The organism is Saccharothrix coeruleofusca (assembly GCF_017876325.1).
GTDB classification, from domain to species: Bacteria; Actinomycetota; Actinomycetes; order Mycobacteriales; family Pseudonocardiaceae; genus Actinosynnema; species Actinosynnema coeruleofuscum.
On the sequence record NZ_JAGINV010000001.1, the window covers coordinates 996,577 to 1,022,767 of the forward strand.

Annotated in this window: 16 protein-coding genes; 6 read left to right on the forward strand and 10 right to left on the reverse strand. The window is 69.8% G+C overall.

Features of this window, described 5'->3' with window-relative positions:
• The 6 genes from JOF41_RS04775 (at position 1) to JOF41_RS04800 (ending at position 13,431) form a co-directional block, all read left to right on the forward strand.
• Positions 1-6,876 carry a non-ribosomal peptide synthetase gene (locus JOF41_RS04775; protein WP_209616397.1) on the forward strand — a complete coding sequence of 2,292 codons (6,876 nt, stop codon included), beginning with the start codon at positions 1-3 and terminating at the stop codon, positions 6,874-6,876.
• Positions 6,877-6,893: 17 nt separating this feature from the next.
• Positions 6,894-7,118 (forward strand): MbtH family protein, encoded by a 225-nt coding sequence (locus JOF41_RS04780; RefSeq protein WP_189226192.1) that lies wholly within the window; start codon positions 6,894-6,896, stop codon positions 7,116-7,118.
• A gap of 93 nt (positions 7,119-7,211) precedes the next feature.
• On the forward strand, positions 7,212-9,545 hold the full coding sequence (locus JOF41_RS04785; RefSeq protein ID WP_209616400.1) for a penicillin acylase family protein: 2,334 nt from the start codon (positions 7,212-7,214) through the stop codon (positions 9,543-9,545).
• Positions 9,546-9,548: 3 nt separating this feature from the next.
• Positions 9,549-10,346 (forward strand): alpha/beta fold hydrolase, encoded by a 798-nt coding sequence (locus JOF41_RS04790; protein WP_189226190.1) that lies wholly within the window; start codon positions 9,549-9,551, stop codon positions 10,344-10,346.
• 8 nt (positions 10,347-10,354) lie between these two features.
• Positions 10,355-11,527, forward strand: coding sequence for a nucleotide disphospho-sugar-binding domain-containing protein (locus tag JOF41_RS04795; protein WP_209616402.1), 1,173 nt, complete (start codon positions 10,355-10,357; stop codon positions 11,525-11,527).
• A 191-nt stretch (positions 11,528-11,718) separates the two neighbouring features.
• The gene (locus JOF41_RS04800) at positions 11,719-13,431 is read left to right on the forward strand and encodes a hypothetical protein (protein ID WP_209616405.1); all 1,713 of its coding nucleotides are present in this window, start codon (positions 11,719-11,721) and stop codon (positions 13,429-13,431) included.
• Here JOF41_RS04800 and JOF41_RS04805 read toward each other — a convergent pair.
• From JOF41_RS04805 to JOF41_RS04850, 10 genes are all read right to left on the reverse strand, one after another.
• The gene (locus JOF41_RS04805) at positions 13,396-14,166 is read right to left on the reverse strand and encodes an ABC transporter permease (protein WP_209624024.1); all 771 of its coding nucleotides are present in this window, start codon (positions 14,164-14,166) and stop codon (positions 13,396-13,398) included. The two genes, JOF41_RS04800 and JOF41_RS04805, sit on opposite strands and share 36 nt — an antisense overlap.
• Positions 14,167-14,171: 5 nt before the next feature.
• Complete coding sequence (locus JOF41_RS04810) at positions 14,172-15,095, reverse strand: ATP-binding cassette domain-containing protein (protein ID WP_209624025.1); 924 nt, start codon at positions 15,093-15,095, stop codon at positions 14,172-14,174.
• Between the two features lie 4 nt (positions 15,096-15,099).
• On the reverse strand, positions 15,100-16,323 hold the full coding sequence (locus tag JOF41_RS04815) for a glutamate synthase-related protein (protein ID WP_189226187.1): 1,224 nt from the start codon (positions 16,321-16,323) through the stop codon (positions 15,100-15,102).
• Positions 16,320-17,294, reverse strand: coding sequence for an asparagine synthetase A (locus tag JOF41_RS04820; protein WP_244989509.1), 975 nt, complete (start codon positions 17,292-17,294; stop codon positions 16,320-16,322). The genes JOF41_RS04815 and JOF41_RS04820 overlap by 4 nt, the downstream gene beginning before the upstream one ends.
• A gap of 11 nt (positions 17,295-17,305) precedes the next feature.
• Entirely contained in the window at positions 17,306-18,514 is a 1,209-nt protein-coding gene (locus JOF41_RS04825) for a methylaspartate mutase (protein WP_209616408.1), read from the reverse strand.
• A complete protein-coding gene (locus JOF41_RS04830; RefSeq protein WP_189226185.1) occupies positions 18,511-18,942 on the reverse strand; it encodes a cobalamin B12-binding domain-containing protein in 432 nt (143 codons plus the stop codon). Before JOF41_RS04830 ends, JOF41_RS04825 begins: the two co-directional genes overlap by 4 nt.
• Positions 18,920-20,035, reverse strand: coding sequence for an ArsR/SmtB family transcription factor (locus tag JOF41_RS04835; protein WP_189226184.1), 1,116 nt, complete (start codon positions 20,033-20,035; stop codon positions 18,920-18,922). The genes JOF41_RS04830 and JOF41_RS04835 overlap by 23 nt, the downstream gene beginning before the upstream one ends.
• Before the next feature lie 4 nt (positions 20,036-20,039).
• Positions 20,040-22,769, reverse strand: a complete 2,730-nt coding sequence (locus JOF41_RS04840) for a ferritin-like domain-containing protein (protein WP_209616411.1) — start codon at positions 22,767-22,769, stop codon at positions 20,040-20,042.
• Positions 22,770-22,979: 210 nt separating this feature from the next.
• Positions 22,980-25,409: an FtsX-like permease family protein gene (locus tag JOF41_RS04845; RefSeq protein ID WP_209616413.1), complete on the reverse strand. Its 2,430-nt coding sequence runs from the start codon at positions 25,407-25,409 to the stop codon at positions 22,980-22,982.
• Positions 25,403-26,146 (reverse strand): ABC transporter ATP-binding protein, encoded by a 744-nt coding sequence (locus JOF41_RS04850; protein WP_189226182.1) that lies wholly within the window; start codon positions 26,144-26,146, stop codon positions 25,403-25,405. Before JOF41_RS04850 ends, JOF41_RS04845 begins: the two co-directional genes overlap by 7 nt.
• Positions 26,147-26,191: the final 45 nt, after the last annotated feature.

Consider the following 26,191-nt stretch of genomic DNA (forward strand, 5'->3'; position numbering starts at 1 on the left):
ATGAGTGGGCTGCAGGACATCCTGCCGCTGTCCCCGCTGCAGGAAGGCATGCTCTTCCACCACGTCTACGACGGAGCCGGGCCGGACGTCTACGCCGTGCAGCTCGTCGTGGAACTCGCGGGCGGGCTGGACGAGACGGCGATGGAGGCGGCGCTGAACGCCCTGCTCGCGAGGCACGACAGCCTGCGCGCCGGGTTCCGGCACGAGGGGCTCAGCCGGCCGGTGCAGGTGATCCCCAACGCGGTCACCGTGCCTTGGCGGGTGGTGGACGTGCCGGACGAGGCCAAGGCGAAGGAGATCGCCGCCGAGGAGCTGGCGGAGCGGTTCGACCTCGCGAAGCCGCCGCTCTTCCGCAGCGCGCTGCTGCGGTTCGACGAGCGGACGCACCACCTGGTGCTGACCTTCCACCACATGCTGGTGGACGGCTGGTCCATGCCGATCGTGCTGCGCGACCTGGTCGCGCTGTACTCCGGCAGGGGTGACCTGCCGCCGGTCCCGGCGTTCCGCGGCTACCTGGAATGGCTGGGCAGGCAGCGCAAGGAGGACTCCGACGCCGTCTGGAGCGCCGCGCTGGACGGGGTCGAGCCGACGATCGTCGCACCGGAACCCGGCACCGCCGCACCGGTGCAGCTGCACCGGGAACTGGCCGAGGACACCACGACGGCGTTGACGCGGTGGGCGCGGGCCCAGGGGCTGACGCTCAACACGGTCGTGCTCGGCGCGTGGGCGGTGGTGCTGTCCCGCCTGACCGGCCGCGACGACGTGGTCACCGGCATCACGACGTCGGGGCGTCCTGCCGAGATCCCCGGTGTGGAACGCATGGTCGGGTTGTTCATCAACACCATGCCGATGCGGGCCCGCACCCGCGGCAGGGACACAGTCGCCGAGTACCTGAACCGGTTGCAGGCGGACCAGCTCGCGTTGCTGGCGCATCAGCACGTGAGCCTCGCCGACGTCCAGCGGCTCGCCGGGCACGGCACGTTGTTCGATACCGGGTTCGTCTTCGAGAACTACCCGACCGGCACCGGCGGCGGGTCCGCGCCGCGGGGCGAGCTGAGGGTGACGGACGTGCGGGGCCGCGACGCCACGCACTACCCTCTCGCGTTCGTGGGCGCGCCGGGCCGGAAGATGGCGCTGCGCCTGGACTACCGGCCGGATGTGTTCACCGCCGAGGCCGCGGAGGACGTGCTCGACCAGATCGAACGGGCGCTGCTCGCGTTCGCTGCGGACCCGGACCAGCGGCTTGCGGACGTGCAGCTGCTGAGCTCCCAGACGCTCGCGCGCTTGGCCGAGTGGGCACGCGGACCGCAGGCGGACGTCACCGCCGGCACGTTCGACCAGCTGTTCGCCGACGTCGTGCAGCGCACGCCGCACGCGCCCGCGGTGGACTTCGCCGGCGCCGTCACGTCGTACGCCGAACTGGACGCACAGGCGAACCAGGTGGCGCACCTGCTGCTCAGCCGCGGGGTGAGCGCGGACGACCTGGTCGCGGTCATGATGCCGAGGTCGACCGGTCGCGTTGTCGCATCGCTGGGCGTGATGAAGGCCGGTGCGGCGTACGTGCCGGTCGACGGCGACTACCCGCAGAGCCGCATCGACTACATGCTGAACGACGCCCAGCCGCAGTGCGTGCTCACCGAGGCCGATCTCGACGAGGCGGCCTCCCTGCCTGCGACGCCCGTCGCCGTTCCGCAAAGGAGCGACGGACTCGCTTACGTCATCTACACGTCCGGGTCGACCGGGCAGCCCAAGGGCGTCGCGGTGACGCATCGGGGCATCGCGGCACTGGCCCACGCCCAGCACGCCCAGATGAGGACGGGGCAGGACAGCCGGGTGCTGCAGTTCGCCTCGCCCAGCTTCGACGCCGCGTTCTTCGAGATGACCGCCGCGTTGCTGAACGGCGGATGCCTGGTCGTGGGCACGGCTGAGCAGATCGCACCGGGCGAGCCCCTGTCCGAGTTCGTGCGCGAGCACCGGGTCACGCACCTCGTCCTGCCGCCGATCGCGCTGACCGTGCTGCCGGAACTGCCGCACGGCACGACGATCCTCGTCGCCGGTGAGGCGCCGCCCCCCGGTGTGGTGGAGACGTGGTCACGCGACCACGTGCTGGAGAACGGGTACGGCCCGACCGAGACCACGGTCGCGGCCACCCTCAGCTCGCCGCTGTCCGGGCAGGACGTCCCGCCACCGCTCGGCCCGCCGGTCACCGGCACGACGCTGCACCTGCTGGACGCGAACCTGAAGCCGGTGGCGCCCGGTGTGATCGGTGAGCTGTACGTGTCCGGGCCGGGACTGGCCAGGGGCTACCTCGGTCGTCCCGGTCTGACCGCGCAACGGTTCGTGGCCACGGCGCACGGTCGCATGTACCGCACCGGCGACCTGGCTCGGTGGGACTGCGCCGGGCGGCTGTACTTCGCAGGAAGGGCTGACGACCAGGTCAAGATTCGCGGGTTCCGGGTGGAGCCGGGGGAGGTCGAGACAGCGCTCGGCCGGATCGTGCCGCAGCCCGTCGTGCTGGTGCGCGAGGACGTCCCCGGCGACAAGCGGCTGGTCGCGTACTACGTGGCAGCGGACGAGCCGGCCGAGGTGCGGGCCAGGCTCGCCGAAACGCTGCCACCGCACCTCGTGCCGGACGCGTTCATGCGACTGGCCGAGATGCCGCTGACCCCGAACGGCAAGGTGGACCGCAAGGCGCTACCGGCACCGGTGCGGGCAGCCACCGCGTCACGGACTCCGCGCAGCCCCAGGGAAGAGGCGCTGTGCGGGATGTTCGCGGACGTGCTGGGGGTCGGCCCGGTCGGTATCGACGAGAGCTTCTTCGACCTGGGTGGCCACTCGCTGCTGGCGACGAGGCTCGTCAGCCGGGTGCGGTCGACGCTCGACGCCGAGCTGTCCATCCGCCAGCTCTTCGAACGGCCGACCGTCGCCGCGTTGTCCGAACTGCTCGACCACGCCGGGCCGGGACGTCCCGCGCTCACGCGCCGCGAGCGGCCGGACCGGATCCCCCTGTCCTACGCCCAGCAACGGCTGTGGTTCCTCAACCAGGTGGAGGGCCCGAACCCGACCTACAACATCATCGTGCCGATGCGGTTGTCCGGCACGCTCGACGAGGACGCGTTGCGCGCCGCGCTGGTCGATGTGGCCGACCGGCACGAACCGTTGCGCACCGTGTTCGGAGAAGACGCCGAGGGACCACACCAGGTCGTGCTGCCGGAGGCGGAGCCGAACCTCACCGTCGCCGACCTGACCGAGGCGGAACTGCCGCAACGCCTCGCGGAGATCGGTGCTCACCGGTTCGACCTCGTCGGGCAGAACCCGTTGCGCACCTACCTGTTGCGGCTCGGCGAACGGGACTTCGTGCTGGTGCTGCTGATGCACCACGTCGTCGGTGACGGCTGGTCGATGCCGTTGCTGGTGCGGGACCTCACGATCGCCTACGCCGCCCGCGTCGGCGGTGAACCCCCGGACTGGGCGCCGTTGCCGGTGCAGTACGCGGACTACACGCTGTGGCAACGGGATCTGCTCGGCACCGAGCTGGACCGGCAGCTGGAGCACTGGCGCACGGCGCTCGCGGGCCTGCCGGAGGAACTGCGGCTGCCCGCGGACCGCCCGCGGCCCGCGGTGTCGACCAACCGCGGCGGTCTGGTCGAGTTCGAAGTTCCCGCGCAGCTGCACACCGCGTTGCTGAACCTCGCCCGTGCGACGAAGGCGACGCCGTTCATGGTGTTGCAGGCCGGTCTGGCAGCCCTGCTGCACCGGTTGGGCGCCGGCACGGACATTCCGATCGGCACGCCGATCGCGGGCCGCACCGACGAGGCGCTGACCGATCTCATCGGCTTCTTCGTGAACTCCCTGGTGCTGCGCACGGACGTCTCGGGCGACCCGAGGTTCCGCGATCTGGTGGCACGGGCCCGCAGTGCGGCGCTCGGCGCCTATGCCAACCAGGACGTGCCGTTCGAGCGGCTCGTCGACACGCTGAACCCCGCGCGCTCGCTGTCGCGCCACCCGCTGTACCAGGTGCAGCTCACGGTCAACAACAACGACGATTCCGCGGCGACCCAGGCACACGGCAAACTCCCAGGGCTCACGGTGACCCGCGAGCAGACCGACCTCACCTCGGCGAAGTTCGACCTCGTGTTCTCGTTCGTCGAGCGACGTCGGGAGGGCAAGCCCGCCGGCATGCTCGCGGCCGTCGAGTACAGCCGCGACCTGTTCGACGAGAGCACCGTGCGGCAACTCGCGGAACGGCTGGTGCGGTTGCTGGACGCGGTGGTGAGCAACCCGAACGTGAAGGTCAGCGGCATCGACCTGCTGGGTACCAGGGAACGTCACCGGGTGCTGACCGAGTGGAACGACACCCGGCGCGACCTGCCGTGGCGTTCGGTGCCGGAGCTGTTCGAGGCTCAGGTGAAGCGGGATCCCGACCGGCTGGCGGTGATCTTCGGTGACACCAGCCTGACCTACGGCGAGGTGAACGCGCGAGCGAACCGGCTGGCGCGTCACCTCATCGCGCAGGGGCTGGGGCCGGAGGACTACGTCGCCGTGGCGTTGCCGCGGTCGCCGGAGCTGATCGTCACCGCACTGGCGGTGTTCAAGTCGGGTGCGGCGTACGTGCCGATCGACGTGAACTACCCGGCCGATCGCGTGCGGTACATGCTCTCCGACGCCAAGCCCGCGATCGTGCTCGACGCCGAACTGCTGGATGGCCTGCGGCTCGATCAGCCCAGCGAGGACGTCACGGACGCCGAACGCACGGTGCCGCTGAGGCCGGAGCACCCGTTCTACGTCATCTACACCTCGGGATCGACCGGCAGGCCCAAGGCGGTCGTGCAGACCTCGCGCGGGCCGCTGAACCTGGTGATCTGGCAGGACGAGGTGATTCCCCGGCACGGCCGCAAGGTCACCGCGCAGTTCGCGCCGATCAGCTTCGACGGTTCGATCCAGGAGATCTGCTCGGCGCTGTTGTTCGGCAAGACGCTCGCGGAGTGCCCGGAGGAGACCCGGCGCGACTCCGAGCAGCTGGTGCGCTGGCTGGACCGGCACGGGGTGCAGGAGTTGTACGCGCCGAACCTCGTCGTGGACGCGGTCTGCGACGCGGCGAACGAACGCGGTCTGGTGCTGCCCGCGCTCGTGGACGTCGTGCAGTCCGGTGAGGCGCTGGTGCCGAGCGCGGCGATGCGGGAGTTCTTCGCGAAGGTCCCGCGCCGCCTGCACAACCAGTACGGCCCGACCGAGACGCACGTGATGACGGCCAGGATCCTGCCGGAGAGCCCAGCCTCGTGGCCGGTGCCGCCGCCCATCGGCGGACCCATCGCGAACGCCCGGCTGTACGTGCTTGATCCAGGGCTGAACCCGGTGCCACCCGGTGCGATCGGCGAGCTGTACATCGCGGGTGCCGGGCTGGCCCGCGGTTACCTGCGCAGGCCGGGCATGACCGCGGAACGGTTCGTGGCTTGTCCGTTCGGCGAAGGCCGCATGTACCGCACCGGCGACCTGGTGAGCTGGACGCCGGACGGCGAGCTCAGGTTCGCCGGTCGGGCCGATCACCAGGTCAAGATCCGCGGGTTCCGGATCGAGCCCGGCGAGATCGAGGCGACGATCGCGCGGCATCCGGACGTGGCCCAGGTCGCGGTGCTGGCGCGGGAGAAGCGGCTCGTCGCGTACGTCGTGCCGAAGGGCGATCGGGTCGACGGCCGGGCGCTGGCCAAGCACGTGGGGGAGAGCCTGCCCGACTACATGGTGCCTGCCGCGTTCGTCGCAGTGGAGTCGTTCCCGTTGACACCCAACGGGAAGCTGAACCGCGACCTGCTCCCGGACGCGGAGACCGAGACCACCCGCGGTCCCCGCACGCCGGAGGAAGAGGTCTTGTGCGGCCTGTTCACCGAGTTGCTCGGCCTGCCGGAGGTCGGGATCGACGACGACTTCTTCCGGCTGGGCGGGCACTCCTTCCTCGCGACGAGACTGGTGCGCCGTATCAGGGATGTCTTCGGCGCGGATCTTTCGGTGCGCAGCGTGTTCGAGGCGCCAACCGTGGCCGCGCTGGCCGCGGAACTGGGTTCGGACGTCGAACGAGATCCGTTCGAGTCCCCGTTGCCGCTGCGGCGCACCGGGGACGGCCCACCGCTGTTCTGCGTCCACCCCGGGTCGGGCACGAGCTGGTGCTACGCGGGTCTGATGACCTTCGCCGACCAGCCGATGCACGGCCTGCAGGCGCGTGGCCTGGACGGCTGCGGCACGTTGCCGTCGTCGATCGGGGAGATGGCCGACGACTACGTGCGGCAAGTGCTCGCCGTGCAACCGGAAGGGCCCTACCAGCTGCTGGGCTGGTCCTTCGGCGGCCTGGTCGTGCACGCCATGGCGACCCGGCTGGAGCGGCTCGGCCACGAGGTGTCGCGGCTGGTGGTCGTCGACGCGTATCCGCCCGTCGCGGGCCACAGCGACGAGGACGTGCCGGAGCACGAGCTGTTCGCGAGCGCGTTCGTCGCGGACTTCGAGCTGGACCCGGCGGAGCTGCTGGTCGACGCCGATGCCGTCGTGACGCGGTACGTGCGGTATCTGACCGACCACAACCACCGGCTTGCGACACTCGGCGAGGAGCGCATTAAGTCGTCGATGAAGGTGTTCGCGAACAACCATCGGCTGATGCGAACGTTCAACCCGGAGACCTTTGGCGGAGACCTCGTGTTCTTCACCGCCACGCGGCCCACGCCGGGTGTCGTCGTGCCGGAGGAGGTGGCACGCCTCGCGACCGCCGAGGCCTGGCAGCCGCACGTGGCGGGTCACGTCCGCAACCACGACGTCGACGCGACCCACGGCGACATGCTGTCCGACCCGGCCGCGGTCGCCGCCATCGGGCGCGAGCTCGGCAACCACTGAACTGAAGGAGAAACTCCATGTCCACCAACCCGTTCGAGGACAACGACGGCATCTACCACGCGCTGATCAACGAGGAGGGCCAGTACTCCCTCTGGCCGTCGTTCGTGGACGTGCCCGCCGGGTGGACCATCGAACTCGAGTCCGTGTCCCGCCAGCAAGCACTCGACCACATCGAGGAGAACTGGACCGACATGCGTCCCGCCAGTCTCGTCCGTGCGATGGCCGAAGCAGGCCGCAACTGACCTGGGCGCAGCACGCGAAGGCCGCCTCCGCTGACCGCGCGTCGTGGAGGCGGCCTGCCCGGCAGTCGGATCACACAGGGGAGAGGCAGGGGAATGAGGCGCGTTCTGAAGGTGTGCGCCGTGGTGGTCACGCTGGTCGCCGGGCTCGCAACACCTGTGCACGGCCGTCCGATCGGTACCACGATCCGTTACACCGAACACGGCATCCCGCACATCATCGCGAGCGACCACCTCGGCCTCGGCTACGGCTACGGCTACGCAAGCGCGCAGGACAACCTCTGCGTGCTCGCAGACACCTACCTGACGGTCGAGGGGAAGCGGTCACTCCACCTCGGACCGGACGGCCCGGTGAACTCCGGGGTGGGCTCGGTGAGCACCAACCTCAACAGCGACCTGTACTTCCAGCGGATCAACGGCAGCGGCGTGATCGACGGCTACGCCCGCTCCGTCTCACCACCGGTGCGGGATCTCGTCCACGGCTACGTCCGCGGCTACAACCGCTACCTGGCCCAGAGCGGGCAAACCTGTAACGGCACGGCCCGGCCCATCGCGGAACGGGACGTCTACCGGCACGTCTACGCGATCACCCTCGTCTCCGGCAGCGGCGCGATGATCGACGGACTGGTGAGCGCCCAGCCACCCGCCGCGGTGACCGGCCAGGCGCCGGTCGAGGCGGCCGCACTGGTCCAGCGCCTCCAGCCCGACTTCAGCCTGGGCAGCAACGCCATCGCAGCCGGCTCGGAGGACGCGGCGAACGGCGGCAGCGTGCTGCTCGCCAACCCGCACTACCCGTGGCAGGGCGTGCGCCGGTTCTGGCAGGCCCACCTCACCATTCCCGGACGCCTCAACGTCTCCGGCGCGTCGCTGCTCGGCATCCCGGTCCTCGCGATCGGCCACAACGAGGATGTCGCGTGGAGCCACACGGTGTCGACCGCGGTGACCGCCGGGCTCTTCGAGGTTCCCACGGTGCCGGGCGCGCCCACCGAATACCTCGTGGACGGCGTGCGGAAGAAGATGACCTCGCAGGAGGTCGTGGTCGAGGTGCGGCGGCCGGACGGTTCGATCGGCGCGGTCACCCGGACGCTGTGGGCCACCGAGTACGGGCCGGTGCTCGCCGGGGTGTCGGGAGTGCCGTTGCCGTGGGGCGCGACCGTCTACGTGCTGCGGGACGCCAACGCGACGAACTTCCGGCTGCTCGACACCTGGGCCGGCCTCAACCGCGCGGGCAGCGTCGGTGACCTCCGCGAGACGCTGTCGAAGACGCTGGGCCTGCCGTGGGTCAACACGCTCGCCGTCGACCGTCGGGGAAACTCCCTGTACGCGGACATCCAGGTCGCGCCGCATGTCACCGACGAGCATGCGAAGAAGTGCAGCACCCCGCTCGGCGCCGTGGTCTTCCCGCAGAGTGGCACGTCCATCCTGGATGGATCACGCGGCGAGTGCGCCTGGGGCTCCGACCCGGATGCCAGGGAACCCGGCCTGCTCGGACCTGGCCGCCTGCCGGTGCTGATCCGCAGGGACACCGTGGCGAACGCGAACAACACCCCGTGGATCGCCAATCCGGACGCGCCGCTGACGGGCTACCCGCGGGTGCTCGGCACGACGGCGACCGAGCTGTCGATGCGCGCGCAGGAGTTGCAGCTCGAGGTTCGCCGGCGGGTCGGTGGAACGGACAGCCTGCCGGGCAGGGGGTTCACCAACGAGACCATGCGCTCGCTGTTGTTCGCCGACCGCAGTCGGGCCGCCGAGGTGGTGCTGGCAGACACCGTGCGGATGTGCGAGGCGTTTCCTGGTGGCAAGGCACCGTCGGGCGCAGGCCCGGTCGACGTCACGGCCGCCTGTGCCGCGCTCGCGCGATGGGACGGCACCTTCCGGCTCGACAGCAGTGGAGCGGCTTTCTTCAGCCGCTTCTGGCTGAGGGTGCGGTCCTCTCCGGGGCTGTGGAAGGTCCCGTTCGACCCGGCCGAGCCGCTCAGCACCCCGAACACACTCGCCGTCGACCTGGCCGAAATCCAGCAGGCGTTCGGTGACGCGGCACAGGAGCTGACCGCCGCAGGGGTCGCCCACGACGCGCCGCTGGGCGCGAGCCAGTACGTGACCCGTGCCGGGCAGCGGATCCCGATCCACGGGAGCCAGCACGAGCTCGGCGTGCTCAACGTGATCACGCCGGTCTGGGGCGACGGCGGCTACACCGACGTGGTCTACGGATCGAGCTTCGTGCAGGTCGTGGAGTTCCGGGCCGGCAGGCCCCCCGAGGCTCACTCGCTGATGACCTACTCGCAGTCCACCGATCCGTCATCACCGCACCACGCCGACCAGACGGCGTTGTTCTCCAGGGGTGACTGGGTGCGGGAACGGTTCACCGAGAAAGACATCCACTCCTCGCCGGCGCTGCGAATCGTCCGGCTCGTCGGAAACCTGAGGTGAGGCATGCCGTTCGCGCCGGTCAACGGGATCCACCTGCACTACAGCGACACCGGCGGCGGTGATCCGGTCCTGCTGCTCATGGGATCGGGCAGCCCCGGCCGGGTGTGGCACGCGCACCAGGTGCCGGCCCTGCTCTCCGCGGGTTACCGCGTGATCACCGTCGACAACCGCGGCATCGAGCCGTCATCGTGCCCGGACTCCTTCACCGTGCACGACATGGTCGGTGACGTCGTCGGGCTGATCGACCACCTCGGGCTCAGCGGCGTGCGGGTCGTCGGCACGTCGCTCGGCGCCTACGTGGCGCAGGAGCTCGCGCTGGCCCGGCCCGACCTCGTGCGCCAGGTGGTGCTGATGGCGAGCCGGGCGCGCAGCGACGCGTTCCGCACCGCCCTCGCCCGCGCCGAGATCGAGCTGTACGACTCCGGCGTGCGGGTCCCCGCCGCGTACCGTGCCGTGATCACCGCGCTGACCTCACTGTCCAGGTCTACATTGGACGACCATGGTGAGATCCGCGACTGGCTCGACCTGTTCGAGCTCGTGCTACCGGACGGACCCGGCGTGCGGGCCCAGCTCGCCCTCGAACCGATGCCGGACCGCACCCCGGCCTACGGCGGAATCCGGGTGCCTTGCCACGTGATCGCGTTCTCGGACGACGTCCTGACACCTCCCGCCCACGGAGAGGAGCTGGCCGGGATCATCCCAGGGGCGACGTTCGAGGTCGTCGCCGGCGCAGGCCACTACGGCTACCTGGAGAGGCCGGAAGCCGTCAACGACAGCATCGTCAAGTTCTTCCACGCATAGGAGCCGGCATGTCCCGATACCTGCTCGCACCCTTCCCACTGCACGGCCACGTGGTCCCGATGACCGCCCTGGCCGCGGAGCTGGTCGGCAGGGGCGGCCACGTCACCGTCGCGATCAGCGCCGCCTTCGCGGACGTCTTCCGCGACCTCGGCTGTGAGATCGTCGAGCTCGACATCATGCCGCGCTCCGCGGTGGCCGAGGAGAGGTCCGTCAAACGCAAGTTCGGCCGGCTGCGCTGGATGCGCGACGTGTACCGCGAACGCGTCCGACTCAGCTCGTTCCTCAAGGCCCGCATCGCAGAGCTGCGCCCGGACGTCGTGGTCACGGACATCATGTCGCTCTGGGGAGTGCACGCGGCCGAGGCGGCGGGCGTGCCCTGCGCGGCGTTCCACGTCACCTACGCGGTCAACGAACAGGTGCTGCTCGATGACGTGCGCCGCCTCGCGGGTCCCAAGATGGCGGCGTTCGTCAAGTGGTCGGGCTTCGCCAAGATCCAGCCGGGGCTTCGCCGCCGAGTGCACCGCAACGCCGCGCTGGCACTGGTGAACGTCATCGAGGAGTTGCAGCCTCACCGCGAGACGTTCGACGAGCGCTTCCACTTCGTGGGCCCCCTTCGTCCTGAGCCCGACAGGGGCGACTCGGATCTCCCCTGGGACCGGATCGAGAACGAGCGCACCCTCTACGTGTCGACCGGCACGTTCTTCACCCGCGGCGCGTGGTTCTTCCGGAAGGTGGCCGAAGCGTTCGCCGGCGACGACTGGTTCGTGGTGATGGCCACCTCGCACACCGACCCGGAGGAGATCGGCCACCTGCCCGCGAACGTGGTGGCGCGCAGGTACGTGCCGCAGTCGGCGGTGCTGGAACACTGCGAGGCGTTCCTGACCCACGCGGGCATGAACTCCGCGATGGAGGGTCTGTTGCTGGGGCTGCCCATGGTGATCGTGCCCAGGGCATCGGATCAGAAGGAGATCGCGCGCAAGCTCGTGGCTCTGGGCACCGGCGTCGTGGTCGATCACCAGGCCGGGCCGGAGGAGTTCCGCACTGCCCTGGACCACGTGGTGAACGACCCGGCGATCAGGACCGCGCTGGCGGAGAACGCGCAGCGGCTGCGGCAGTCCAACGGACCGGCGGCCGCGGCAGACCAACTGGAGAAGTTGATCGTCGGGGGAAGAGCGGCGTGAGGTCCCGGGTTCGCTGGGGCCTGAGCGCCGCCGTGGTGGCCGCGTTCCGCCTCGGAGTGGCAGGGACGCCGGACGGCCACGGCTAGGGGATGCGCGGCTGTGGCACGACGGAGGACTGGCGTCGCGCTGCGTGGACTGGTCGCTGCCGTGAGAGTGGTTGGGGTGCGGGGATCTTGCGAGGAGTTGGCGACATGAAGACCTTCGGCCGCAGAACGTTCCTGCGCGGCGCTGCGCTGCTCGGCGCTACCGCGGTGGGAGGGAGCTGGTTGACCTCGACCGCGTCGGCCGGGCCGCCGATCGGGCCGCACGAGGCGATCGTGCGCGACGCCGCGATGGTGTGGCACGAGCTGCCGCTGGAGCAGTGGGCGGGGCCGTTGCTGGGCAACGGGTCGGTGACCACCCAGGTGTTCGGGGACCAGCGCGGCATCGCGTTCACCGACCTGGTCCGGCTCGACCTGGCAGGCACGCCGACCGGCGCACGCTGGCAGCTCGACTTGTGGAACGCCGAGCTGACCGGCACCGTCACCACCACCCGCGGCGCGGTCGAGCTGTCCGCGCTGGTGCACCGGCAGACCGGGGTGCTGATGGTGACCGTGACGCCGAGCGGGGGTGAGGTCGCCGCTCGGTGGGCGGGCAAGGTGGTGGGACGGCACGAGGTGTTCCTCGTCGGCGGCACCGGCGATCCGCAGCACTTGCTCACCACGCACCGCGCGTGGTGGAACCGGCTGTACACCAACAGCTTCGTCTCGTTGCCGGACACCTCTGTGCAGCGGTTCCACGTGATTCAGCAATACCACGCGGCCGCGACCGTGGCGCCCGGCACCGCGCTGGCGTCGGTGCCGTCCATGCTCGCGGGGGCGAACCAGGTGGCGTTGCTCGTGAACGTCGACACCGCGCCGCCGTTGTCCCTCGCCGCGATTCCCGGCACGGGCTCGAAGGGTGGTGCCGCCGAGAACTCCGTGATGGCGTGGAACCTGCCCGCCCTGTGGTCGTTGCACGAACACCGCGGCGACTCACCGGACGCCGCCATTCCCCTGCTGCGCAGGGCGGTCGACTTCTACCGGGCGTTCCTGGTACGGGGCAGCGACGGCTTCCTGCACCTGCCCGTCACGCACTCGCCCGGTCATGGCGACGTCGCGGACTGCACCTACGACCTGGCGCTACTGCGCTGGGCGGCCGGCCTCCTCGGCGAGCACGACCTCGTGCGCGACCTGGTGCCGTACCACATCGGGCCGTCAGGGCTGATGCTCGGCGCCGGTCGACCGCTCACGCGCTCGCACCGCACGGCCGCTCATCTCGTCGGCTTGTTCCCGCTGCACGACAGCGGCATCTCGCGCGACGTGGCCCAGCGCAGCTATCGACACTGGGCGAGCATGCGCGAGGACTGGACGGTGGACTCCCACGTCGCCGCCGCGTCGCTCGCCGCCCGTGTGCGGGAGCCGAACGCCGCCGCCGGGCACCTGCGCCACGTGCTCGACCTCAACGCCTGGTCGGTGCCGTTCGGCGTCAGCCAGGCCGTGCTGGACCTCGTGGTGCACGGCCGATCCGGTGCCGTCGACGTCTTCCCGTCCATCCCGGACGGCTGGGACGAGGTCTCGGTGGAGTCGCTGCGGGTGCCCGGCGCGTGCCTGATCGACGCCTCGCGCAGCCGCGGCCGCACGGACTGGGTCAGGATCCGGGGGGCAAAGGGCCAGTCGCTGCTCGTCGGGCACGACATCGAGGACGTCCGGGTCACCGACCCGAACGGCACACCATTGCCTGCTGTGGCCGAGGAGGCCGGGATTCGAGTGACGCTGCCACCGTCGGGTGCGGTGGTGCTGAGCCGCCGTGGTCATGTGCCCGACCTCCTTCCTCGTGTCGTCTCGAGGTCACGGACGGCGGACGCCACGAGCAGCAAGGCCTAACCCGGCCACCAGCAACACCGAGCTGACCCCGAGCGCCGCGGCGAGTGCGGGCCACGCGGCTGCGCCGAGCGCGAACCCGCGGGCCGCGTCGACCGCGTAGGTCAGCGGGTTCACCACGGCGACCGCGCGCAACCAGCCAGGCAGGTTGCCCACCGGCACGAACGCGCTGGAGGCGAACATGAGCGGGAACATCGTGGCCATGCCGATGGTCTGCAGCAGTTCGCCGTTCTTCACCCACGCCGCGAGCGCCATGAACACCGCGCCGAGCCCGGTGCCGACGACCAGCGCGAGCACCAGCGCGCCGAGGCTGCCCAGCACCCCGCCCGGCGGGTGGAAGCCGAACAGCAGCATCGCGGCCACCAGCAGCGTCAGCAGTTGCAACGCGCTGCGCGTCAGGTCGAAGAGGCTGCGCGCGGCCACGACCGCGACCATGGTCACCGGCAGCGTCCGGAACCGGGCCAGCACACCGTTCTTGAGGTCGTTGGCCAAGCCGCCGCCCGCCCACACAGCGGCCTGCGCGCCGGTGGTCACCAGGATCGCGGGCATCAGGTAGTCGAGGTACTCGACGCCGGGCGGGAATCCGGGCGCGTTGGCCATGGTCCTGAAGACCTGGCTGAACAGCGTCAGCATGATCATCGGCTGGAGCAGGTTCATCACGATCATCCGCGGATCGCGCAGCCCCAGCAGGGAACGACCGGTCAGCACGCCGACCTGGACGAACGGGCTCGCCGGCATCGTCGTCACTGGAGCACTCCTCGTGGTTGCGCGGCGAGGGCGAGGTAGACGTCGTCCAGGCTCGGCTCGGTGACGGTCAGCGCGGCCAGGTCGACGTCCGCGTCCGTGAGCAGCCGCACGACGACGGCCACCTCGCGGGTCGCGGACACCGGCACGTGCACGGCGTCCAGCTCGCGGCACACCTCGAACCCGTTGCGGGACAACACCTCGGAGGCGAGTGCCGGGTCGGACGGCGTGATGGTGACCGTGCGCCGGCCGAGTCCGGCCTTCAGCTCACCTGCCGTGCCGGACGCGACGACGCGGCCATGCGAGAGCACCGTGATCGCATCGGCCAGCCGGTCGGCCTCCTCCATGTACTGCGTGGTCAGCAGCACCGTCGTGCCCTCCTCGCGGGTGAGCCGTTCGACGGTCTCCCACAGTGCGATCCGGCTCGTCGGGTCGAGACCGGTGGTCGGCTCGTCCAGGAACACCACGTGCGGCCGACCGACCAGGCTCACCGCGAGGTCCAGCCGTCGTTTCATGCCACCGGAGAACTTGCCTGCTTTGCGGTCGGCCGCGTCCACGAGGCCGAACGACTCGAGCAGCTCGGCGGCGTGCCTGCGGGCGTCGCGGGACGAGAGGCCGAGCAGCCGGGCGATCATCACCAGGTTCTGCCTGCCGGTCAGGTCCTCGTCGACCAACGTGTACTGGCCGGTCAGACCGATGCTCGAACGAACCTGGGCGCCCTCGGCGACCACGTCGAAGCCCGCCACCGAGGCCGTGCCGCCATCGGGCGGCAGCACGGTCGTGAGCACGTTGATCAGCGTGGTCTTGCCTGCGCCGTTGTGGCCCAGCAGGCCGAGAACGGTGCCTCGCGGCACCCGCAGCGTCACCCCGTCCAGCGCGGTGTGCGTGCCGAAGGACTTCACGACGTCCTCGGCGTGGATCATCAGGTCAGTTGGCACGATCCCCCCACCACAGGTCCTCCGCCGACACCGCGCCGGCCGAGTACTTCCCGAGCGCGCTGACGAGCAGGCGCAGCTCCAGTTCCAGGCACCGCACGAGGTTCTCGAGCCCGTGCACGGGATCCGTGTCCGCCGCGAGCAGTGCCGCCCGGCCGAGACCGGCCGCCCGCGCGCCCAGCGCCAGGCACTTCACCACTCGGGTGCCCTCCCACATCCGCCCGGAGACGAGCAGGTCGCCCGCGGATTCGCCGAGGCGGCGCAGGCATTCGGCGAGCGGCAGGCCGACGTGGGCGAGGAACCCGGTCGGTGCCCAGCCCGTCCCGCCCTCGGCGCCGTCGACCGCCACCGCATCCGCACCGGCCTCCCACGCGGTCCGAGCGGCGTCGGCCACGTCCCTCGCAGGTGGCAGCTTCACCCACACCTTGGCGCGGGGGTAGTTGTTGCGCATCAGGCGGATCTGCTGCCTCAGGATCTCCTGCGTGAACGTGCCGGGGCTGGCGCAGCGCAGCACCTCGTCCGTGCCGAAGACCGTGTCGACGTGGAACCGGTCGGCCACCGCCGAGGTGCTGTCCAGCACCGACATCCCGCCCAGGCCGGGCTTCGCACCCTGGCCGGTCTTCAGCTCCAGGCCCAGCCGCCCGGTGTCGAGCAGCGGCTGGGTGGCCGGGTCGCTGTAGACGAGGTTCCACACCTCCGCGTCGGCGTCCTCCGTGGACTGCTGCACGACGACGCCACCGCTGTGCTCGCCCAGTTCCTCACCATAGGCGCGAATCCGGGCCAGCAATGACTTCTCGGTGGCGCCATCGATCCGGCCGTAGCCGTTGACGGGCACGACGTTCTCACCGATCACCAGCGGGATCCCGAGTCGTCCCGCCTGCCTCGCCGCGGCCACACCGAGATCGTCCGACGCCACCCTGGTGGAGCCGAACGCCGAGACGTAGAGCGGCAGTGCGGACTGGAAGCCGCCGACGGACGTGGTGAGGTCCACCGCGTCGTACATCGGTTCGCGGCCCAGTTCGATGAGCTTCTCCAGCCGCCGCGGCATGAAGGACGGCGGCACCAGTCGTGCGGAGTCCAGCCGGTCACCGGACTCCGCGACCGCGCCGAACAACGTGGTCCCGTACTCCGTCAACTCGGGGAAGATCGCGGCCGGGCCGTGGGTGGCCCGCACGCGCACGTCCTGCTCGGGGAAACCCGGCGCTCGCAGCGTCACGGCGACGCCACCCCCGGCAGTTTGGGGTAGGCCGATGCCTGCCAGACGTTCTCCAAGCCGCACAGGTAGCGGGTGAGCCGCTCCAGCCCGATCCCGAACCCGGCGCTGCTCGGGATGCCTTCGCGGACCATGTCGAGGTACCAGCCGTACTTGACCGGGTTCTCCCCGGTCTCCCGCATCCGCGTGACGATCTCGGCGTACCGGTGTTCGCGCTCGCTGCCGCTGCACAGCTCACCGAAGCCCTCCGGCGCGATCAGGTCGAAGTTGCGCAGCACACCGGGATTCTCGGCGGACTCGCGGTCGTAGAAGCCGCGCGAACCCTTGGGGTAGGAGGTGATGAAGAACGGCTGCGTGGCGCGCGAGGACAGCAGCACCTCGGCCTGCCAGTCGATCTCGCCGTCCGGATTCTGCTCGTGCCCCAGCGAGTGCAGTTCGGTGACGACCGACGCGTGCGTCCGGCGCCCGAACGCGCCGTTCGGCACCGCGTTCAGCGTGTCGACGTCCCGGCGGAGGAGGACCAGCTCCGGCATCGTGACCACGGACTTCACCACGTGCGACAGGAGGTTCTCAGCCAGGTCCATGGCCTCGCCCACGCCCGCACCGGCGATCTCCACGTCGATCTGGTGGAACTCGGCGAGGTGTCGGGCGGTGGTCGAGGTCTCCGGTGGCTCGAGTCGCACGTTCGGCGCGATGCAGAAGATCCGGTCGAACGCGGTCAGCGATGCCTGCTTGTACAGGATCGCGCTCGTCATCAGCTTGTAGCGGTGGCCGTAGTAGTCCACGTCGACCTGTTTGGCACCGCGCGCACCCGGATCGGTGACCGGGCCGATGACGGGCGGCAGCAGTTCGGTGAAACCCTGCGCCGACAGGAACTCCCTGGTCGCGGCGAGTACCGCGTTCTGCACCCGCAGCACCGCCCTGGTGACTGGTGAGCTCAGATGTTCCCTGGGACTGGACGGTGTGCTGTCCAACGCGATCCTCCTCAATTCGTGTCGCACCGTCGCTCCATGTAGGACAATGCGGCCAGCAGGTCGGATGAGGTCATGTCCCGGCGGTGCGTCGAGGGTCCGCCGATGGGTAACGAACCGGTGGCGGACCAGCGCAGCTGGCCGTCCTGGTCGAGGTAGCTGCGGGCCCGGCCCGCGTTGTCCGGGTGCAGGCAGAACGGCACATCCAGGTAGCCCGCGGAGAAGCCCTTGTCGAGCGCGATGCCGACGTCCGCGTCGAGGTCCAGGACGGCGTCGATCATCGCCCGCGCCTCCGCGTAGGTCTCGGTGTCACGGCCGTCGGCGGGAGCGGGCGTGCACAACGCGGCGACGTCGCCCGCGTGCTCCAGCGCCGCCACGTTCTCCGCCACGGACGGGATGCGGTGCACCTCGGCCTCGGTCTTGACGATCAGCCGCGCCGCGCCGGTCGTGACCGCGAGCCGTGCGGCTTCGGCCATCAGCCGCCGGGCGCCCGCCGGGGTGCGGGGGAAGACGCCCATGTACGCGTAGATCACCACATGCCAGTCCACATCGGGTAGTAGTTCGCCCGCCAGGCTCGTCAGCGCGGCCACGGCCTCGACGTCCTGCGCCGGGCTGGTCTGCTGCGCGTAGCTCAGCGAGATGCTGCGCAGCCCGCGCTGACGGAAGAACAACGCCTCCAGCACGGTGATCGCGACCAGCACGCTCGGCGGGCACAGCTGACCCATCATGCAGCCGCCGAACGTCTCCATGTGGTGGTCCGGCACCGCGGCCAGCCGTTCGGACGCGCGAGTCCAGTTCTCCACCGAGTCGCGCAACGGGAGCCGGCTGTACGGCAGGCAGTACGACACCGGCCCGCCCTCCGTCGCGTGCATCCCCGCTGCGACCAGCGCGGACACGATGTCGCCTGGCATCGCGGAGCCGTGCCGCACCTGGACCGGGAACCCCAGACCGTGCAGCACCCGGCGGGTTGTTCGCCTGCTGTGCGCTGTGATCGGGTAGCCGTTCATCGCCGAGCCGCGGGCCAGGGCCAGCGCCGCGCCGGTGTTGTCACCGACGCGGGTGTAGCTGTCGACGGTGATCGTGCCCACCGTGGTCGCCGCCGCGTCGCGGGTCGCGAGCAGTCCGGCGCGCATCGTCGCCGGGTCGCTCATCCCCATCCGCGGTTGCACGACGAGCCGGCCTCGGGCTCTGGCCGCGCGGACGAAGCCGCCGAACGAGATCATCGGCGCACCAGGACCAGTGAGTCGAGGAACCCGCGGAACCTGGCCAGCTCCGGATCGTCCTCGAACAGGGCGTCGTACCCCGCTTCGAGCAGCTCGCCGTGCACCCCGGCGGTGCCGCAGATGCCGAGCTTGCCGCCGATGACCACCGGCAGTCCGCGCAGGTCGTCGCACGAGCGCAGCGCGGTGATCAACCGCAGGCCGTCGGTGAACCCGTGCCCGTTGACACTGCTGACGACCAGCAGGTCGGGCCGCCGCCTCAGGCACTCGTCGACGACCTCGTCGTCGGGCACGCAAGCACCGAGGTTGTGGACCCGGTGCCCGGCCTCTTCGATCGTGAGCTGCAGGTACACCAGGTTCCACGTGTGGGAGTCCGACGCCGTGCTGGTCACCACGACGTCGAGCTGCTCAGGAGACCGAGCGGCGCGCATCAGGCGTCTCCCCGGTCGCGTTCGGCTCGATGCCCCTGCTGTTCAGCAGCGCGAGCCCCAGCGGAGTCAGCGAGTGCAGCACGGTGTTCTGCTTGCGCCGCGTGATGATCAGACCGGCTTCGCGCAGCACGGCGGTGTGCTGGCTCGCGGCCGCTGCCGAAACGCCGACCCGCAGGCCGAGCTCACCGGTGTTGTGACTGTCGACCAGAGTGCGCAACACCTTCGCCCGCGTCCGGCCGACCAGCGCTCCCAGCGCCTTGTCGGTTGAGGGAGCCAGCTGCCACAACGAGTTCGCCGTCGTGCCGTTGACCGGCACCGGGTAGACGAGCACCGGGGGGGCGTCGGGCCGCGACGCCGGCGGCTTGATGACGGTGACCTGGTCGAACAGGAACAGCGAGGGCACGATCAACAAACCCCGGTTGTTCAGGTGGATCTCCGGTCCGGTGGGGCTCGCGGTCTCCAGGACCGGTGCGTTCCAGGTGATCATGGGCTGCAGGCTGCGCAGCATGCCCTCGACACCGTCGTTGAGGATGACGCGGCCCCGGTAGGAGCGCTCGGCCTCGAGGTAGCCGCGAATCCCGTTCCAGTACGGCACGATCGCGAGCGGGTAGAAGTGGTTGGTGATGTAGGCGATGTCCTCGCGCTGGTAACCCGCCTTGACCAGGGACAGCCCGAAGTGGCCACCGGCTGCGCTGGAGGTGAAGAAGTCCGAGGAGAGTTGGGCTGAGCGGAACAACCGCTGCTGTGCGGAAGGTGGCGCTCCGAGCCGGCTGCGCACCGCCGTCTGCCACCTGCGGAACGACTGACCTCCTCCACCGTTGCCGAGCAGCCTCATCGCGAGCAGGGTTTCCGCGGTGGGCGTGTCCACGGTGCAGAACTTTGTTCGCGCCAGGTCCTCTACCGAAAAATGAATGCGTGTCACTTGCTCCCCCATGGAGTGGGCACGATGCGACCCAGAAGACGAATCCGGTGAGCGAAAGGGATGCCGACGGCCCCTCACGAGACCGGGAAGACCTTCGACGAGCGACCGGCTGGTGCCGGTGCGGTGAACGACGGCCGACGCCGCCCAGCACGGGGCAACGCTGCCGGTCACGGCACTAGAAGCGCAGGCCGGGGGATTGGAAGGCGGGACCGAGCACGGCGTCCGCCTCGGTCGGGGCCGGAGTGTCGTACAGGGCCTTGGCCTGCAACTGGATCTGGTACATCAGGCCGACCGTGTTGTCGAACTCCTCCGGGTGGCCGTTGAACAACCGGTTGAGCGCGGTGAGCAGGTTCGTGTACGACTCGTCGCAGGCCTCGGACGACCGGCGCGGCTGGCCGCCCGCCGGGAGCCGGAACGTGTCGGCGTCGTCCACCACCTGGTAGACGCCCTCGGGATCGAACGGGATCTCCGGCCCCTCGTACTTCCACTCCCCGCTGGGGGTGCGCACGAGCTGACGGCCCTCGACGATCTCGGCGAACCGGTAGTAGTGGCCCAGTTCGTCCGGATCGGCGAGGTCGTCGCCGTCGAGGTCGTGCGGGCTGCCCTCGCCCTGCTCGACGATCTGGTAGATCGCGAGCAGCGCGGACCTCTTGTCCGTGACGCGGTAGAGCACGCCCGGCGCGTCCGGCCAGCTCACCTGCAGGTTCGGGTCACCGGTGAAGAGCTGGCCCTCGCGGTCCAGCTTCGAGATGCCGCGTGCGATCCGGTCGTAGAACCAGCCGATCGTCATCGGCGTGTACTCGGCCTTGTTGAACCAGTCCTCAAGCGCGCGGATGTCACTCGCGGGCACCGATTTCACGTTTCCCGCGTTGTCCAGCTGGACGTTCTCCGGCTTGATGACCGCGCCCTTGAACTCCTTGCCGTCGACGGTCGGGTGGTCGGGCTGCTCGATCGCCATGAAGCAGTTGCGGACGTGCTCGATCGACAGGCGGCGCAACCGCACGACGACGTCCGGCATGACCGGTCCAGGCAGCTTGCCGGGGTAGGTCGGCACGAGCGCCGGTCTGCCGATCTGCGGCTTGCCGCCGACCGCGTTGAGGATGTTGCACACCTGGGCCAGGTGCTGCATCTCCTCGATCACGACACCGCGGATCAGCTCGGCGATCTTCACGTTATGGCCGGGTTTGATCGAAAACAGCGTCGCGAGGTACGGTGGGATCGTCGCCAGCTCCACCAGCAGCGCCTGCTGCAGCGCGCCGCGGAGGTCCTCGACGGTCTCGATCTCGAGGATCGGTGGAGCCGGCTTGGTGTCCAGCCACTCGACGATCATGTCACGCCTTCCTGGTGAGAGATCACGCGTGACCGGCATGTGGTTCGGCGATTCCGGTGGTGCCAGCATGGTCCGCCGGATGTAGGTCTGGTGCCGGATGACGTGGTTGTAGTTGCCGAGATCCAGGATGGCGTTCATGGAGGGGTAGAGGTTCGAGTACTGCTGGAGGATCGGTTGAACGTCGCGAACCCAGGTCGGCTTCGCCGGGCGCGGGCACGGGTCGAAGATGCGCACCGCGAGCTGACCCTCCGGCTCCTGTCCGTTGGCCGTGAAGCCGTAGGGGCACTCGACGGCCACGCCGTCGACCCATTTGCGCGGGTTGCCGGGGTCCTCGCCGCTCAACGAGATCAGCGCTCTGCCGTCGGCCCCGGTCGTCACCTTCTCCGGGTAGCCGAACGCTGCGGGCTCCTTGCCTGTGCCCAGGAATACCTCGACCCCGGCGGCGGGTCCGCCGAATTTCGTCGCGTGCACGACGGTGGTGGCGGTCGCCTGCGACTTGCCGGGGTGCAAGCGGAAGACGACCTGCTCGCAGCGCAGGTAGGTCGCGTCGGCGTTCTCGGCGAGCAGGGTCTCGCCGGTGCCCGCCTTGCGGATCGCGAGAGGGGTCTTCTTCGCGATCTCGAGCTGTTCTCGAGTGAGCTTGGCGACCGCGATGCCCGCGGTGCGCTCGTACGCGGCCGGTTCGGTGCCGGTCAGCGGCGCCAGCACCACCGGGTCTCCACCCAGTGCCACGAGATTGAGCGGGCCCAGGTCGACGAGCGGTCCGCCGCGCGCAGTCGTCGGGGTGCTGTTGCCCAGATCGACGAACACCGCCGACGCGGCCTCGTCCACCCGGCACGGGGCGGGGTTGAGCGGGCTGCCGGCGGTCTTGCGCAGGCGCCGTCCGGCGACGAACTGGCAGGGCTCACCGGCCAGGTGCGGGCCGATCGAACCGACGAGCCTGCCGTAGGTCACGTTGTCCGGCCAGTGCTCGACGCCGTCCTCGACGCTGTCCATGACGAGTTTGACGGACAGCACGTCGTCGGTGGTCGTTGCGCGGATCGCCTGCAGGGCGGGTGATCGGACCTCGCCCCACACCAGGCCGGTGAGGACGGACTGGTAGCTGCCCGAGGGGTCGCCGCGGCCGGACGGAAGCCGGGCTCGCAACCACACGTCATCCACGGGGGAGGGGGCGAAGTCGCCGCGCAGCACCTCGTTGCCCTCGCTGTCGAGGATGCGCATCCGCAGGCCGTACAGCTCGGACACCATCTGGTTCTGCGGGTCGAGGTCGACGAACTTGCCGTGCGCGCGCAGGTCGTCGTCGGTGACTCGGCAGCCGACGAGGGGGTCCTGCGCCCTGGTGGTCAGCAGCGTCCCGTCCGGCAGACTGCCGCTGGTGATCCGCAGGTCGGTCAGTCTGATCGCGTTGCTGCCCTTGGGGTGCCACAAGCCGTTGTAGTCGGGCATGCTCATCCGCCACTGGAACCGCGGCTCGAACATGTTGTTGTCGTAGTACGGCGGGATGTTGTTCACCGTGCAGATGTCGGACTGGAACGTGCCGGCGAAGTTGAGCCGCGGAAAACCCAGATAGGACACGAGTGCTCCCCCAGGCGGAACCTGACGTGGTCGATCGCGAGTTTGGCACCGGCTGACGGAGTTGATCCAGGTGTTAAAGAAGCCGTTCAACAGTCCGAAGTAGACGCACGATTCAGTTCGTGCTTAAACACGAAGGACCCGGCGCCGCGAGGAGGGGAGTCCTCCGCGGCGCCGGGTCCCGGTCGGTGAGCACCTCATGGGGGGTGAGGGTCACCTGGCCTCTCTGGCGGCCTGCAACGCGAGCCTGGCGGGCAGCACGCTGGCGATCAGTGCCAGCAGGAGGCAGATCGTGACCACTGAGAAGATCACACCCCACGGCATCGTCATGGAGACCGTCGTGCCGAGCTGCTGGGACAGTCCGGTCTTGATGCCGAACAGTGCGATCACCGCGACCGTCAAGCCCAGCAGGGTACCGATCCCGACGACCAGCACGGACTCCGCCGCGACGGTCTTCAGCACCTGCCTGTTGGTGGCACCGGTCAGGCGCAGCACCGCGAAGTCGCGCTTGCGGTCCGCCGTGGCCATCATCAGCGTGTTGGCGATCGCCAGTGCGGTGTAGCCGAGCGACATGCCGATGAGCATGATGATGAAGATCCGGACCAGCCGGTCCTCCTCGGCGTCGACCGCCGCGGCGTACGTGGCCATGTCCATCACCTCGGCGCCGAGCTCGGCACCGATCTGCGAGGGAGCCGATCCGACGATGTACACCGCCGAGGTGAGCGCGGACGGGTCGTGCTCGCGGACGGTCTGGCGGGGCAGCAGTGCCTGTGTGGCCGCCGAATTGTCCGTGATCACCGCGACCACCTTCAAGTCGACCGTCTTGCCGTCCTCGAACGTGAGCGGGGTGGATTGTCCGGTCTGGACGTTCAGCCGCTTCGCCGTGGACTCGTTGAGCACCACGCTCTCGCTGCCCTTGAGGTCGTCGAGGGAACCGGAGAGAACGGTGAGCCTGCTGCGTGCCTTGGTGAACTCCTCCGGCGTGACACCGATCGCGCCGAAGTGCGAAGCCTCCGGACCGTAGAGCTCGGTCGGCAGCAACGAGGTGCCGGGGATCGCCTGCACCGCCGCCGCGCTCAGGCCGGGCGTGCCCTGCGGGACCACCACGGAGTCGGCTCGCGTCGACACCGCCTCGTCCAGTGCGTACCCACTCGCCCTGGTCTCGAACATGCCGGCGATGAGCACCGCGAGGCCGACCGTGACCAGCACCGGAGCCGCAGTGGAGGCGGTGCGCCGCACCGCGGCCAGAGAACCCTCGCGGACCAGCATGCCGACCGCGCCGTCGCGCCTGGCGAGCGGCAGGGTGAACGTCCGGACGACCGGCGGGATGATCACCGGTGCGAGCAGGGTCATGCCCACGATCAGCGCCATCGCCGAGTAGAGCGCGTTGGTGATCATGTCCTCGGACGAGGACAGCATGGTGACCAGCAGCAGCAGGGCACCGATGCCCGAGACCGCACCACCGGCGATCCAGCGAGCACGGGTCATCGGCTTCTTGTCGACCGCGGCCTCACGCAACGCTTCCAGCGGACGGATCTGCGAGGCGCGTCGACCCGCCGCCCAGACACCGGCGACAGCGACGGCCAGACCGGCGACGAACGATCCCAGCAGAGGAGCGGCCTGCGTCTTCACCGCGAAGTTCGCCGGCTGCAGACCCGCCGAGACCAGGAGGTTGCCCAGCAAAGGTGCCATGGCGGTGCCCAGGATCATACCCGCGATGCCCGCCACCACGCCGATGGCGATGGCCTCACCGAACATCATTCGCTTGACCTGCTTCGGCGTGGCGCCGATCGTGCGGAGCAACCCCAGTTCCCGGCGGCGCTGCACGACGCTGAACGCGAACGTCGAGGCGACGACGAAGATCGAGACGAAGCCGCCGAGGCTGCCCATCGCGACCAGGATCTGCTGCCCGATCCAGCGGACCCGCTCGTCACCCTTCAGTTCGAGTCCGGTGCGTGCGGCACCGGCGAGGACTCGGCCGTCCGTGCCCTGAGCGGCCTTGGCCGCGGATTCCACGGCAGCGAGGTCGGCGTCCGGTGCCGTCACGAGACCGATGATCCGCACACCGCTGGCCAGCTTGGCCGCGGTCGCGTCGGTGACGTAGAAACCAGGCGCGTCAACCGTTCCGGTGACGGTGAAGTCCTTCGGACCGTCGCCGGTGAGCAACGAGATCTTCGAGCCGGGGGAGACCCCCAGGGACTTCTCGACGACCACGTCGTCCTGCTTGCTCGGTGGGTTGCCCTCGCTGATCGAGTACGGCGCGAGTGCCGCGCTGGACCACGAGTGGCCCTGCGGGTTACCGGAGTCCTGGTCACCGACGGGCTTCCCGTCGATGACCGCCTGGGCGTAGAAGTTGCGGTCCGGCACGGCCTTCTGCACGCCGGGGATGGCTTCGAAGGCCTTGACCAGTTCGGCGGTCCGCTCCGGGGACCACGGCTTGGTGTCGGTGAACGTGCCGTCTTCCTGGCCGACGGCGGCGCTCTGGGCGTAGACCTGGGTGCCTGCGTACCGCTCGGGGATCTCCGGCTGGGCCGACATCAGCACCAGGCCGGTCATGGAAAGAATTGCCACGCCCAGGAAAACGGCGACGAAGGTGCCTGCGAAGCTGGTCCAGCGGGACTTGAGGGTGGCGATGCTCAGCACGGCTGCTCCTGACGGTTCGCCATGGCGGTGGCGATGGACTCGGCCGTGAACGGGCCGTAGAGCTCGTCGGTGACCCGCCCGTCGGCCATCAGCAGGACGCGGTCGGCGTACGCGGCGGCGGAGGGGTCGTGGGTCACCATGATCACGGTCTGCTGGTGGCGGTCGACGATGTTGCGCAGAAGCGCGAGGACGTCGCGGGAGGTCTTGGTGTCGAGCGCACCGGTCGGCTCGTCCGCGAACACGGCGGCGGGCCTGCTGATCAGGGCCCTGGCGACGGCGACGCGTTGCTGCTCACCGCCGGAGAGCTCGCTGGGCCGGTGGCCGCCGCGCCGGGCGAGACCGACCTCGGCGAGCGCGGCGTTGACCTGCTCGCGGCTGGGCGCCTTGCCTGCCAGGCGGCCCGGCAGCGCCACGTTCTGCTCCGCGGTCAGCGCCGAGACGAGGTTGAAGGACTGGAAGACGAACCCGATGCGATCGCGGCGCAGCAGGGTCAGCTGCGTCTCGTCGAGGGTGCTCAGGTCGACATCACCGACGAGGATCTTTCCGCTGGTGGGTCGGTCGAGGCCGGCGGCGCAGTGCAGCAGGGTCGACTTGCCCGAACCAGACGGCCCCATCACCGCGGTGAAGGTGCCTGCCCGGAAGGAGGTCGTCATGTTGTTCAGGGCAGTCACCGACTGCGCTCCGGAACCGTAAACCTTGGAGACTGACCACATTTGGACGCTGTCTGTCGTTGGCATGGCACAAATTCAACCGGCTGGCGGGGCCACCAGCAATCGTGCTGA